At 75.5% G+C, this 12803-nt stretch carries 15 protein-coding genes and 1 pseudogene; 13 read left to right on the plus strand and 3 right to left on the minus strand.

Translation table 11 applies throughout. The features are described 5' to 3' along the window. From ABZ783_RS35400 to ABZ783_RS35440, 9 genes and pseudogenes are all read left to right on the plus strand, one after another. The coding region (locus ABZ783_RS35400; RefSeq protein WP_357446864.1) for a glycosyltransferase at positions 1–306 on the plus strand (306 nt) is incomplete at its 5' end. Beyond that, positions 291–1508 carry a glycosyltransferase gene (locus ABZ783_RS35405; protein ID WP_357446867.1) on the plus strand — a complete coding sequence of 406 codons (1218 nt, stop codon included), beginning with the start codon at positions 291–293 and terminating at the stop codon, positions 1506–1508. The genes ABZ783_RS35400 and ABZ783_RS35405, both read left to right, overlap by 16 nt. Then, on the plus strand, positions 1508–2320 hold the full coding sequence (locus tag ABZ783_RS35410) for an SIS domain-containing protein (protein ID WP_357446870.1): 813 nt from the start codon (positions 1508–1510) through the stop codon (positions 2318–2320). The genes ABZ783_RS35405 and ABZ783_RS35410 overlap by 1 nt, the downstream gene beginning before the upstream one ends. Continuing rightward, positions 2317–3729, plus strand: coding sequence for a PfkB family carbohydrate kinase (locus ABZ783_RS35415; protein WP_357446873.1), 1413 nt, complete (start codon positions 2317–2319; stop codon positions 3727–3729). The genes ABZ783_RS35410 and ABZ783_RS35415 overlap by 4 nt, the downstream gene beginning before the upstream one ends. 76 nt (positions 3730–3805) lie before the next feature. Then, positions 3806–4501, plus strand: coding sequence for an SDR family oxidoreductase (locus tag ABZ783_RS35420; protein ID WP_357446875.1), 696 nt, complete (start codon positions 3806–3808; stop codon positions 4499–4501). Continuing rightward, positions 4498–5409: pseudogene (locus ABZ783_RS35425) on the plus strand (glycosyltransferase family 9 protein); the annotation flags it as partial. The gene ABZ783_RS35420 and the pseudogene ABZ783_RS35425, both read left to right, overlap by 4 nt. Positions 5410–5542: 133 nt before the next feature. Then, positions 5543–6400 (plus strand): alpha/beta fold hydrolase, encoded by an 858-nt coding sequence (locus ABZ783_RS35430; protein WP_357446878.1) that lies wholly within the window; start codon positions 5543–5545, stop codon positions 6398–6400. 107 nt (positions 6401–6507) lie between these two features. Continuing rightward, the gene (locus ABZ783_RS35435; RefSeq protein WP_357446881.1) at positions 6508–7317 is read left to right on the plus strand and encodes a hypothetical protein; all 810 of its coding nucleotides are present in this window, start codon (positions 6508–6510) and stop codon (positions 7315–7317) included. 128 nt (positions 7318–7445) lie between these two features. Beyond that, positions 7446–7838, plus strand: coding sequence for a hypothetical protein (locus tag ABZ783_RS35440; protein ID WP_073838218.1), 393 nt, complete (start codon positions 7446–7448; stop codon positions 7836–7838). Between the two features lie 89 nt (positions 7839–7927). Here ABZ783_RS35440 and ABZ783_RS35445 read toward each other — a convergent pair whose 3' ends face one another. Then, the gene (locus tag ABZ783_RS35445; protein WP_357446884.1) at positions 7928–8830 is read right to left on the minus strand and encodes a DUF72 domain-containing protein; all 903 of its coding nucleotides are present in this window, start codon (positions 8828–8830) and stop codon (positions 7928–7930) included. Positions 8831–8949: 119 nt separating this feature from the next. Between ABZ783_RS35445 and ABZ783_RS35450 the strand changes: the two genes are divergently transcribed. The 3 genes from ABZ783_RS35450 (at position 8950) to ABZ783_RS35460 (ending at position 11210) form a co-directional block, all read left to right on the plus strand. Further along, positions 8950–9456: a DinB family protein gene (locus ABZ783_RS35450; protein WP_357446887.1), complete on the plus strand. Its 507-nt coding sequence runs from the start codon at positions 8950–8952 to the stop codon at positions 9454–9456. 97 nt (positions 9457–9553) lie between these two features. After that, complete coding sequence (locus ABZ783_RS35455; protein WP_357446890.1) at positions 9554–10363, plus strand: hypothetical protein; 810 nt, start codon at positions 9554–9556, stop codon at positions 10361–10363. A 124-nt stretch (positions 10364–10487) separates the two neighbouring features. After that, positions 10488–11210 (plus strand): Pr6Pr family membrane protein, encoded by a 723-nt coding sequence (locus tag ABZ783_RS35460; RefSeq protein WP_357446892.1) that lies wholly within the window; start codon positions 10488–10490, stop codon positions 11208–11210. A 28-nt stretch (positions 11211–11238) separates the two neighbouring features. Here ABZ783_RS35460 and ABZ783_RS35465 read toward each other — a convergent pair whose 3' ends face one another. After that, positions 11239–11748, minus strand: a complete 510-nt coding sequence (locus tag ABZ783_RS35465) for a DinB family protein (RefSeq protein ID WP_357446895.1) — start codon at positions 11746–11748, stop codon at positions 11239–11241. Positions 11749–11830: 82 nt separating this feature from the next. Here ABZ783_RS35465 and ABZ783_RS35470 point away from each other — a divergent pair, with 82 nt between their 5' ends. Beyond that, the gene (locus ABZ783_RS35470) at positions 11831–12346 is read left to right on the plus strand and encodes a 2'-5' RNA ligase family protein (RefSeq protein WP_357446898.1); all 516 of its coding nucleotides are present in this window, start codon (positions 11831–11833) and stop codon (positions 12344–12346) included. A gap of 3 nt (positions 12347–12349) precedes the next feature. Here ABZ783_RS35470 and ABZ783_RS35475 read toward each other — a convergent pair whose 3' ends face one another. After that, positions 12350–12802 (minus strand): GNAT family N-acetyltransferase, encoded by a 453-nt coding sequence (locus tag ABZ783_RS35475; protein ID WP_357446901.1) that lies wholly within the window; start codon positions 12800–12802, stop codon positions 12350–12352. Position 12803: the final 1 nt, after the last annotated feature.

The raw sequence follows: 12803 nt of genomic DNA on the forward strand, positions 1-12803 counted from the left end.
GCATACCTGCACCTGTGCCGCTGGACATCCCTCGGACTGAGCCTGATCGAGGCAATGACCATGGGCATGCCCGTGGTGGCACTCGCCACCACCGAGGCGGTGGACGCCGTGCCGCCCGACGCGGGGGTGCTCTCCACCCGGGTGGACGCGCTGGTCGAGGCGGCCCGCTGGCTCGCCGAGGACCGCGATGCGGCGTACCGGCTCGGGGCGCGGGCGCGCGAGGTGACGAAGGAACGCTTCGGGCTCTACCGGTTCCTCGCCGACTGGGACCGGCTGATGGAGGAGGAAACATGCGCATCGCGATGATCTCGGAGCACGCCAGCCCGCTCGCCGTCCTCGGAGAGGAAGACGCCGGCGGCCAGAACACCCACGTGGCGGAACTCGCGGCCGCGCTGGCCAGCGAGGGACACGACGTCCGCGTCTACACCCGCCGCGACTCCCCCACCCTGCCCGACGCCGTGTCCACCCCGGACGGCTACTACGTCTGCCACGTGCCGGCCGGGCCGCCACGGCGGGTCCCGAAGGACGAACTGCTGCCGTACATGGGTGAGTTCGGCAGCTGGCTGGCCGACACCTGGCGGCGCGACGGCTGGACCCCGGAGGTGGCCCACGCACACTTCTGGATGAGCGGACTGGCCACCGTGCACGCGGGCCGGCGGACCGGGGTGCCGACCGTGCTCACGTACCACGCGCTCGGCACGGTGAAGCGCCGCTACCAGGGCGCCCGGGACACCAGCCCACCAGGACGGATCGGCTACGAACGGGCGCTCGGGCGGGCCGTCGACCGGGTCGTCGTGCAGTGCAGCGACGAGGTGGCCGAGCTGGTCCGGATGGGCGTACCCCGGTCCCGGATGGCGCTGGTCCCCTCCGGCGTCAACCAGCGCGTGTTCCACCCTGACGGCCCGGCCGCGCCGCGCGACCCGGCCAGGCCGCGCATCCTCACGGCCGGTCGGCTGGTGGAGCGCAAGGGCTTCCTGGACGTGGTCCGGGCGCTGCCCGCGGTGCCGGATGCCGAGTGCGTGGTGGTCGGCGGCCCGCCGGCCGAGCTGCTGCCCGCCGACGCCTTCGCGCGGCGGCTGCGGGCGCTCGCCGAGTCCTGCGGGGTCGCCGACCGGGTCCGGCTGGTCGGCGGGGTGCCCCGGGAGGAGATGGCCGGCTGGTACCGCTCGGCCGACGTGCTGGTGGCCACGCCCTGGTACGAGCCGTTCGGGCTCACCCCGTTGGAGGGGATGGCCTGCGGCGTACCGGTGATCGGCAGCAACGTCGGCGGCATCGCCGACACCGTCGTCGACGGGCTCACCGGCGACCTGGTGCCGCCGCGCGACCCCCGCGCGCTGGCCACCGCGATCCGCCGGCTGCTCACCGACAAGGTACGCCGCTTCGCGTACGCCACGGCGGCGCTGGATCGGATCCGGAGCCGGTACTCGTGGAAGCGCTGCGCCGAACAACTCAGCGCGGTCTACGCCACGGTGACCACGGTCGCCCGTCCCGCCCGGGCGGTGGCCTGATGACCCGGGGCGACATGATCGACGCGCACCTGTCCGGGCTGGCGGCGGCGCTGCTGCCGTTCCGGCGGGAGGCCGAGCGGCTCGCCGACTGGGGCACGGAGCTGGCCTGGACGCTCGCCCGGGGCGGACGGATCCTCGTCGCGGGCAACGGGGGCAGCGCCGCGGAGGCCCAGCACCTCACCGCCGAACTCGTCGGCAAACTCCGCGACGACCGGGAACCCCTGTCCGCCATCGCCCTGCACGCCGAAACCTCCGCCCTCACCGCCATCGGCAACGACTACGGCTACAACGAGGTCTTCGCCCGCCAGGTCCGCGCCCACGGCCGACCCGACGACATCCTCCTGCTCCTGACCACCAGCGGCACCAGCACCAACCTGCTCACCGCCGCCCACGCCGCACACGAGACCGGACTGCGCTGCTGGGCCTTCACCGGCCCGACACCCAACCCACTCGCCGACACCTGCCACGAAACCCTCGCCGTCCCGTCATCGGACAGCCAGGTGGTGCAGGAGCTGCACCTGGTCGCCACCCACCTGCTCTGCGAGTACGTCGACCAGGCCCTCCCCTTGATCCGGCAGCTGCCCACGACGACCGTGACCGCGTCCCGGGGCACCAGCGCCGATGGGTGGGCACCACCGCTCGTCCCGGTCCTCCGCGACGGGCACACCGCGAACGGACACACCGCCAACGGGCAACGCGCGAACAGGCACACCGCCAACGGACACCGCGGCACGGGCCACAGCGTCGACGGCCACGGGCGGAACGGGCACCACCGCAACGGGTCCACCGGCACCGGCTGGGTGGAGCGGTGAGCGGGCCGCTCGTCGTGGTCGGCGACGCCCTGCTGGACCGGGACGTGACGGGCACGGTGAACCGGGTCTGCCCGGACGCCCCCGTACCGGTGCTGGACGAGCGCACCGCCGTGGACCGGCCCGGCGGGGCCGGCCTGGCCGCGCTGCTCGCCGCCGCCCAGGACACCGAGGTCGCGCTGGTGACCGCGCTCGCCGACGACGCCGGTGGGGCCCGCCTGGCCGAGTTGTTGGCCGAAGCAGGGGTGGCGGTCTATCCGATGCACCTGCCCGGCGCGACCGCCGAGAAGATCCGGCTGCGGGCGGGCGGACAGACGCTGCTCCGGCTGGACCGGGGCGGCGGCCCGCAGCCCCCCGGCGAGCCGCCGGAGGCGGTGCTGGAGGTGCTGTCCCAGGCCCGGGCCATCCTGGTCAGCGACTACGGTCGCGGCCTGGTCCGGCAGCCGGCGCTGCGCGCCGCGCTCGCCGAGGCGTCCGCCCCGGTGGTGTGGGACCCGCACCCGCGCGGCCCGGCCGCCGTGGCCGGGGCCCGGCTGACCACGCCGAACCTCGCCGAGCTGCGGCAGCTCACCGGCGACGCGGGGGCCGGCTCGGCGCTGTCCACCGCGACCCGGGCCGGGCACGAGCTGCGGCGCCGCTGGCGGGTCGGCGCGGTCGCGGTGACCATGGGTCCGGACGGCGCGGCGCTCTGCCACGCCGGCAGCACCCCGCTAGTCGTGCCGCCACCGTCCATTCCGGACCGGATCGAGGACACCTGCGGCGCAGGCGACCGGTTCGCCGCCACCGCCGCCCTGGCGCTCGGCGACGGGGCGCTGGTCTCCGAGGCGGTCGGCGCGGCGGTGGCCGCCGCGTCGGCGTACGTGGCGGCGGGCGGGGCGGCCGGCCTGCACCGCGAGCCGGCGCAGCCCCCGACACCCGCCGCCGCCCGCACCGCCGAGGAGCTGGTGGCTGCGGTACGCGCCGACGGCGGCACCGTCGTCGCCACCGGCGGCTGCTTCGACATCCTGCACGCCGGGCACGTCGCCACCCTCCAGGCGGCCCGCCGTCTCGGCGACTGCCTGGTGGTCTGCCTGAACTCCGACCGCAGCGTACGCGGGCTGAAGGGGCCGGAGCGCCCGGTCAACCCGGAGGCGGATCGGGTCCGGCTGCTGGCCGCCCTGGACTGTGTCGACGGCGTGCTGGTGTTCGACGAGCCCACCCCGCACCGGGTGCTGGCCCGGCTGCGGCCCGACGTGTGGGTAAAGGGCGGCGACTACGCCGGGGACGGCGGGCCGGAGCTGCCCGAGGCGGATCTGGTCCACCGCTGGGGCGGCCGGGTCGTCACCGTCCCCTACCTGGCCGGCCGGTCCACCACCGGCACCATCTCCGCCGCGTGCCAGCGCGGCCTCCACCTCGTCAAGGGAGCCGTATGAGCGAGCGTCAACGAGCGAATCATCAACGCAGGGCAGTGGTGCCTCATGGCGGCACGGAGCGAAGCGGAGTGCTGGCATGACCAGGGACCTGGATGGAAAGGCGATTCTCGTGACCGGCGGGTCGAGCGGCCTGGGCGCGGCGGTGGTGACCGCGGTCGCCAAGGCCGGCGGACGGCCGTACGTGCTGGACCGGCAGGCGCCGGCCGACGGGGTGCCCTGGGTCGACTGCGACCTCGCCGATACCCGCGCCGCGGAGGCGGCCGCCCGCCAGCTCGCCGAGCAGGCCGGCGGGCTCGACGGTGTGGTGACCGCCGCCGGCGTGGACGTGCCGGGGCGGCTGGCCGACGTGCCGGGCGACACCTGGGACCGGATCGTGACGATCAACCTGCTCGGCACCGCCGCGGTGGTCCGGGCGGCCGTGCCGTACCTGGAACGCGGGCACGGCACGGTGGTCACCGTGGCGTCCACGCTGGGCGTCAAGGCGGTCAGCGACGCCACCGCGTACTGCGCGGCGAAGTTCGGGGTGGTCGGCTTCACCCGGGCGCTCGCCGCCGAGCTGGCCGGGACGGTCGGCGTGACGCTGCTGATCCCCGGTGGCATGCGGACGGCGTTCTTCGACGACCGGGACGAGAAGTACCGGCCCGGCCCCGACGCGAACCTCAACGACCCGGCCGACACCGCGGCGGCGGTGCTGTTCGCCCTCGCCCAGCCGCCGGGCTGCGCGGTACGCGAGCTGGTGGTCTGCGCCGAGCAGGAGTCCTCGTACCCGTGATCCTCGTGCTCCGCGCGCTCGGCGTCGGCGACCTCGCCACCGGGGTGCCGGCGCTGCGCGCGCTGCGCGCCGCGTACCCCGGTCATGAGCTGGCGCTGGTCGCGCCGCGCTGGCTGGCGCCGCTGGTCGCGCTGGTCGGCGGGGTGGACCGGCTGGTCGAGGCGGACGGGCTGGGCCGCCTGGGGTGGTCCGGACCGGCGGCCACGCTGGCGGTGAACCTGCACGGCCGGGGCCCGCGGTCGCACCGGATGCTGGCCGAGGTCGGGCCCGGCCGGCTGCTCGCCTTCGCCAACGCCGAGGCCGGGCACCACGACGGTCCACCGTGGCGGGCGGACGAGCACGAGGTGGACCGGTGGTGCCGGCTGCTGGCCTGGTACGGCATCCCGGCCGACCGGACGGACCTGGCGCTGCGCCGCCCCGGACCCGGTGCGCAGCCCAGCGAGGTCAGCATCGTCCACCCCGGGGCGAAGGCCGCCGAGCGGCGCTGGCCACCGGCGCGCTTCGCGGCGGTGGCCCGGGAGCTGACCGCGCGCGGCCACCGGGTGGTGGTGACCGGCAGCCCCGGTGAGCGGGGCATCGCCGAGGAGGTGGCCCGCGGCGCCGCGCTGCCGCCGGCGGCGGTGTTGGCCGGGCGGACCGGCCTCGGCGAGCTGGCCGCCCTGGTGGCCCACGCCCGGCTGGTGCTCGCCGGCGACACCGGCATCGGCCACCTGGCCACCGCCTACGGCACCCCGTCGGTGCTGCTCTTCGGCCCGGTTTCGCCCGCGCTCTGGGGCCCGCCGCCGGACCGGCCGTGGCATCAGGCGCTCTGGGCGGGGCCGCGGCCGCCCGGGGACGGGCTCCACCCGGCGCTGGCCGAGCTGGCGGTGCCCGCGGTGCTGGCAGCCGTCGACCGGGTCGAACGGGCCTTTCCCGGCGCGGTGGGGCGGCTCGTCCCGGCCGCCCGGGACGGGACGGACCGGTCCGCGCCGACCGGACCGGCGGCCGGGTGCGGCACCCCCTCGGCTACCCGCCGGTAGCCTGCCGCCGTACCCTGAGCCGGTGAGCGGGGAGTACACGCAGGAGTTCGTCGACGTCGACGGGGCGCGGATCGGCGTGCAGGTCTACCCGGAGCCGGACGGGCCGCCCGGCGCGCCGGTGGTGGTGCTCTGGCCGGCGATGGGGGTGCGGGCCCGCTACTACCGCCCCTTCGCCGCCGCGCTGCGCGGCGCCGGGCTCGCCGTCGTCGTGGTCGACCTGCGGGGCACCGGCGAGAGCACTCCGGCTCCCGCGCGCACCTGCCGCTACGGCTACCCCGAACTGGTCGTTGACGTCGGCGCCGTGCTCGACGCGCTCAAGCCCCGGCTGGACGGCCGTACCCGGCTGCTGCTCGGGCACTCCCTCGGCGGCCAGGTCGCGCTGCTGCACCAGGCCCTGCAAGACGCGGACGCGGCGGACGGGCTGGCCCTGGTGGCGGTCGGCCTGCCCTGGTGGCGCGGATACCCGGGGCTGCGCGGCTGGGGGGTGTTGGCGTACACCCAGGGGATCGCGGCGGTGGCCCGGCTGCTCGGCGTGTGGCCGGGCTGGGGGTTCGGCGGCCGGCAGGCCCGCGGGGTGATCCGGGACTGGGCGTACACCGCCCGGACCGGCCGGTTCCCGGTGCTCGACGGGGTCGACGCCGAGGCGGCGGTCCGCCGGGTGCGTACGCCGGTCCTCGCGGTGAGCGTGGACGACGATCAGTACACCCCGCACGAGACCCTGGACCACCTCTGCGGCAAGCTCACCGCCGCGCCGGTGACCCGACACCGCTACACAGTGGCCGAGGCCGGCGGCCCGCTGGACCATTTCACCTGGGTACGCGCCGCGACCCCGCTGGCCGCCCGGGTCGCCGCGTTCGCCGCCACCCTGCCGCGCCGCTGACCGGTGGCCGGGCGGCACGCCGGGTCCGCCGGACGGGCGCGATCGGGGGCGTAGCCGGCCGGAACGTGGGTATGCCGCACCGCCCGAACACGGCGGAGGGGGATCAGATGTCCGAACGGCACACCGCGTTGCGGTCGATGCACGATCTGGGCCTGGCGGCATGGTTCGGCGGCTCGCTGATGGGCGCGCTCGGCGTCAACGCGGCGGCGGCTCGGGTCGACGACTCGACGCAGCGGCTGCCGGTGGCCTCGGCGGGCTGGGCGCGCTGGACCCCGGTCAACGCGGCGGCGATCGGCGCCCACCTGGCCGGCGCGGTCGGCGAAATGGTCACCGAGAGCCCACGGATGGCGGTGCAGTCCGGGGTGGGGAAGATCAGCGCGGTGAAGACCGCGCTGACCGTGGGCGCGCTGGCGGTCACCGGCTACAGCCGGATGCTCGGCAAGAAGCTGGAGCGGGCGGGCGGGCCGCCCGTCGAGGGGATCACCGAGCCGAGCTATCAGACCCCGGCGAGCGTGGCCTCCTGCCAGCGGCAGATGAAGCTGCTCCAGTGGGCGGTGCCGGCGCTGACCGGCGCGCTGGTGGTGGTGACCGCGTACATGAGCGAGCAACAGAAGCCGGGCCAGGTGCTCCGGGGCATGCTCGGCCGGGCCGGCGGGGTGATCACCCGGCCGAGGATGGCCGGCAAGGTCATCGCGATGGGCGGGCCGAAGCTTGGCAAGGCAGTCGGGATGACTGCTCCGAAGATCGGCAAGATCGCCGGCCTGCGGGTCGCCGCGATGGGCGCTCCGAAGATCGGGAAGGTTGCCGGCAAGGGCGCGCCGAAGATCGGCAAGGTCGCCCTGGGCTCGCCGAGGACGATCGCCAAGGTCGCCGCGATGGGCGCGGCCACGCGGCACCTGGTCACGGCCGGCCGTTGACCCGCCGAGCGGCCGGCGGGCGCACAACGACGTGCGCCGCCGGCCGCTCGCGGACGCCGATCCGGCATGACCGGGCAGGTGGCGGGCATTCAGCGCGGGCACGGGAACCCAGCCAGGGTGAGGTGGCGATGAGCAGCAAGAAACGACCGGGGACGGGCGAGGGGCGAGGGCCCGAGGCGAGCAAGCCGTGGGGCACCACGGACGGTTTCGACGCCGACCCGCCGTGGGGCGCGGGCCAGGACTCGCCGATGGACGAGGGTAGCGAGGAGCCCGCGGTCCCGGAGGGCCGGCGGGGTGAGCGCCGGGCGCGCGGGGCGGCGGCGGGCGGGCCGGCGGCCGGGCGGCACGGCTTCGGGTCGGTGGAGCCGACCCGCACCGCTGAGGCCGGACCGGGCGCGCCGCCGGATCCGGCGCCGTCCGCCCGGACCTTTCCGGACGACAGCGCCGAGGGCGACCTGCCGGACAACGCGCTGGAGGAGGCCACCGGCATGCACCCGGAGGGCGTCCGGCGGCGCGGCTGAGCCGGTACGGGCGTGGTGGCGACGACACCGACGCCCGCTGACGACCCGACGCACGGAGCGAGCCCCGCCGGGCCTCGCTCGGCTCGGGGTCAGGATCCCGCGCCGGCCCGCTCCCGGACGGCCTCGACGCCGAGCAGTTCGGCGAGCCGGGCGGCGTCCCGTTGGGCCTGGTCGCCGCAGCAGTTGTTCATCAGGACGTGCAGCTCGGCGCACTGGTCGGCCAGTTCACGCAGCAGCTCGGACCAGTGCCGCAGTTCCTCCTCGCCGTAGGCGTAGGGGAATCTGTCCTGCCTGTCGCCGCTCTTCCAGGCCGTGCTGTGCCCGTGGAACCGGACCACCGCGAGGTCGGCGGTGGTGATCAGGATCGGCGGCACCGAGGAGACATGGCCCTGCGGCATGTCCACGCAGACGTAGCCGAGCCCCTGCTCGCGCAGGAAGGTCACGGTGTCCACCACCGCTTCCTCGCTGAACCACGAGGAGTGCCGCAGCTCGACGCAGACCGGCCAGGGCAGGCACCGCCGGGCCGTCTCCCGGATCCGCCGTTTGGCGGCGTCGCCGCGGGCCAGCCAGGGCGGGAACTGCAGCAGCACGGTGCCGAGCCGGTCGGCCGCCGCGAGCGGCGCCAGCGCCGCGTGGAACCGGTCCCAGAGTTCGTCGTACGCCCCGGCGGGCAGGTCCCGCCAGCGGATCAGGCTCGGCCCGCCGGCCGGCCGCAGCTCGCGGGGCAGCGCCGCGACCGGGGTGTGGTGGCCGGTGAAGAGGCGGAACGCCTTGACGTCGAAGGTGAACCCCGGCGGGGTGGCGGCCACCCAGCCCGCCGCCGTCTCCGGCAATGGGATCGCGTAGTACGACGTGTCCGCCTCGACCAGCCCGAACCGCTCGGCGTAGAAGCCGAGGCGGCCCGCGGGGGTGTTGACCGCGCGGGGATACCAGCCGGAGCGCACCAGCGACTGGTCGGCCCAGGATGACGTGCCCACCTTGATGACACCCATGTCATTCAGTGCACCGCCAACCGGACGAATCGGCAACCGGGACGGTCCCGGGTGGAAGCCGGAAACTGTCGGTAGGCCGTCGTACGGTGGCCGCGGTCATCAAGCGAAAGGCGGACAATATGAGCGTCTCCGACCAGGTCCTCACCGGTGAGCGGGCCGACCTGCTCACGACGCTGCGCCGACACCGTGGCTTCCTGCGGCAGACCGTCGAGGGCATGACCGACGAGCAGGCGGCCCGGCGCAGCACGGTGAGCGAGCTCTGCCTCGGCGGGCTGATCAAGCACGTGGCGGTCGTCGAGGAGCGGTGGATGCGGTTCGCCGTGGGCGGCGCCGAAGCGATGGAGAGCGAGCCGGTCGACTGGGTCGGCCAGTTCCGGATGACCGAGAGCGACACGGTGGCCGGGTTGCTCGCCGAGTTCGACCGGGTGGCCGCCGAGACCGACGTCCTGATCGCCACCGTCGACCTGGACCAGGCGCACCCACTGCCGGTCGCGCCGTGGTTCGAGCCGGGGGCGAGCTGGTCGGTGCGCCGGGTGCTGCTGCACCTGATCGCCGAGACCGCGCAGCACGCCGGCCACGCGGACATCATCCGCGAGTCGATCGACGGGGCGAAGACGATGGGGTGACCACCCGAGGCAGGTGAGCGGTCTCACGCCCGGTTCGGGTTACCGGCGGAGGTTTCCATGTGACGTCACGAAGCGTGGCGGCGCTGAGGGACACGAGATGACCACACACCGGATGGACCAGGAGACCGTCGAGCGATTGCTCGTCGGTCCGGGCGCCGACGCGCAGGACGTTCCCGAGGTGCTCCTCCGGCTCCTCGCCGCCGTCCGCGTCGCCGCCCGCCCGCACGAACTCGGCGGCGAGGCGGCCGCCCTCCAGGCGTTCCGCACGGCGCGCGCCGGACTGCTCCCGGCGGCACCCCGCCCCGGGCAGGGGTTCGTCGCCAGCCTGCTCAGCGCGAAGATCGCGCTCGCCGCGCTGCTGGCCGCCGCCACCGGTGGCGTGGCGCTCGCCGCCGCCACTGACACGCTGCCGGCGCCGATCAGCGGTGGTGCCGAGACCACCGCGACGCCGAAGGCCGGGGCCGGGTTGCCGGGCTCGCCGACCACCGGGCCGGGTGCCTCGCCCACCCCGGCCGCCGCACCCAGCCCGACCGCCGGTCCGACCGGCCAGCCGAGCACATCGGCTCGCCTCACCGGGCTCTGCCGCGCGTACCTCGTGAAGGCAGCCGAACAGCGGCGGCGCGTGCTGGAGACGCCGAGCTTCGCCGACCTGGTCTCGACCGCCGGCGGCCGGGACAAGGTCACCGGCTACTGCGAGCGGCTGCTCGACGCGCTGGACAAGAAAAAGGGTGCCAGCAACGGGACGAAAGAGCGGACCGACAGCCCGCCCACCGGACCCGCTACCGGCCAGCCGGCCGGTGGCCCGGCAACCACCGCCGCCACCCCGGCCGTCACGGGGCCGCCGGCGATCCGCCCGGCGGGTCCGTCCGTGCACCTGTCCGCCCCGGTCCGCCCGACCCTGCGCTGAACGGCCGGGCACGTGGCCCCGGATGCCCCGTCCGGTCGCGCGGCGCTGCCAGTGCCGGCGGTCCCGTTCGGCCGGCGCACCTCGGGCCGGCGACCTGCGGCGGCCGGGCTGATAGCTTGCCCCGGTGACCCCGCGGCGTCGCCGGCTGGCGATCCTCTTTCGCCTGGCCACCGTGCTCAGCGTGGTGGCCGGCATCGTGCTCACCGCCCTCGGCCCGGCCACGGTGACCGGGCTGCTGCCCTACTTCACCATCCAGAGCAACGTGGCGGTCGGCGGGTTCGCCGGATACGCCGCCTGGCGGTGCTGGCACGACCGGCCGGAGCCACCGTCCGTGCTCAAGGGTGCGGTGACTCTCTACATCACCATCACCGGGGTGGTCTACCACCTGGTGCTGGCGAACCCGGCCAGCCCGTTCGCGATGGCCCAGCCCGACCGGGCGCTCGGCGAAGCGCTGGGCAACCAGTTCCTGCACACCGTCGTGCCACTACTCGCGCTCGCCGACTGGGTGCTGTTCGACCAGCGCGGCCGGCTGCGCCTCCGCTACGCGGCCTGGTGGCTGGCGTTCCCGCTGGCGTACCTTGGGTTCGCCCTGGTGCGCGGCCTGATCGTGCACCGCTACCCGTATCCGTTCGTGGACGCCGGTCAGCTCGGCTACGACGGGGTGGGGCTCAGCTCGCTCGGTTTCGCGTTCGCGTTCTGGCTGCTCGGGCTCCTGTTCGTCGGCGTCGACAAGGGGCTGGCGCGGCGTATCCGAGCGGTCCCCGCCCCCGCCGGGGCCGTCGCGGCCCGGCCCGCCGCCGCGGGATCCTCCGGGCCGGCGGAGGAGACCACGGCGGGGCAGCGGTGACCGGGGTTCAGCCGCGCGCGGGTGGCGGTCAGCCCCGCTCGACGAGCCCGCGCACGTACGCGGCCTGACCGGCGTGCTGCAGATCGTCGTCCAGCAGGCTCACCAGTCGCACGCCGAGGGTGACCGGCGGGTCCCAGTTCAGGTCGACCACCCGGTCCAGGTCGGCGGGGCGCACCCCGCGCAGATACCGCCGGGTCCGGTCGACCACCGCCACGTGGTAGTCGAGGAGCACCTGACCGTTCTCCGGCCGTACGGTGGCGACCTGTTCGGGGCCGTACCCGAAGCCGGTGTCGTCCGGGTCGGCGGTCAGCCCGAAGCTCAGCGCCCAGTCGCCGGTGACCCAGATCTGCTCCTCCCCCAGCAGGTCGGCGACGCCGTGATCCTGGATCCGGGTCAGGTGCCAGACCAGCCAGCCCACCGTGTTCGCCCCGGGCGCCGGAGGCTGGCACAGCTGCTCCGGGCTCAGCCCGTCGACCGCCGCCGCCACCAGATCGGGCAGCCGGTCGTACGCCTCGGTCAGCAGGTCGTTCACGTCCACTCGTCCACGCTCCTCGCCGTCGGTGCCACCGGGGCAGTACCGCCCACCGGGCCGGGCAAACCTCACCTCTTAGGGTGATCGCGTGGTCGCGGCGCTGGAGCTGTATCTCGACACGGACGCCACCCGGCGGATCCGGGTGCTCTGGGACGCGCTGGAGTCCGAGGGCGTGCAAAGTATGCGGTCGCTCCTGGAGCAGCGGCACCGCCCGCACGTCTCGCTCGCGGTGGCGCCCCGGTTCGACCCGGAGCGGGTGGCCGAGGCGCTCGCCGGGATGGTGGTGGCCGCGCCGTTGCGGCTGGAGTTCCAGCACGCGGGACAGTTCGTCGGGCGGGTGCTGTGGCTCGGGCCGGCCCCGACCGCCGAATTGCTGGCCCACCACGCCCAGGTGCACCAGCGGCTGGCCCGGGCCGGGATCGGGCTGGTCGAGCACTACCAGCCGGGACGCTGGGTGCCGCACTGCACGCTCTCCATGCGGGTGCCGAACCCGCTGATGGGCGCGGCGGTGCGCCGCTGCCTGGAGGTGCTGCCGCTGACCGCCACCGTGGTCGGCGCGGCCATCACCGACCACGCCCGGGGCATCTCCCATCCGCTTCCGTGAGGTTCAGCGCGGGCCGAGGTCGACGATGAAGGTCGGGTACTCGGGTTGCGGGCAGGGCTCGCCGCGGTGGCCGAGCCGCTCGTAGAAGGGCGCCGCCCGCTCCCGGTGCGCCTGCCACTCCAGGTAGCGGGCCCGCCCGGCGGCCCACCGCGTCACCGCCGCGAGCAGCGCCCGGCCCACCCCGTGCCGGCGCCGGTCCGGCCGTACGTAGAGGTCGTGCAGGCGCGCGGTCCGGTGCGTGTCGCCGGAGCGCAGGTGCGGGCCGTGATCCTGGGCGGCGGCGTACCCGGTCAGCCCGCCGGCGTCCACCGCGCCGAGCAGCGCCCAGCGCGGGTCGGCGAGCAGGCGCAGGAAGCGCTCCCGGTGCGTCTCGGCGGGCTCGTCGCCGACGCCCATGTCGCGCAGCATCGGCCACAGCTGCGGCCAGTCGGCGGCGGTCAACTCCCGTACGGTCATG

The sequence above is a fragment of the Micromonospora sp. NPDC047738 genome, from assembly GCF_040642675.1.
Lineage (GTDB): Bacteria > Actinomycetota > Actinomycetes > Mycobacteriales > Micromonosporaceae > Micromonospora.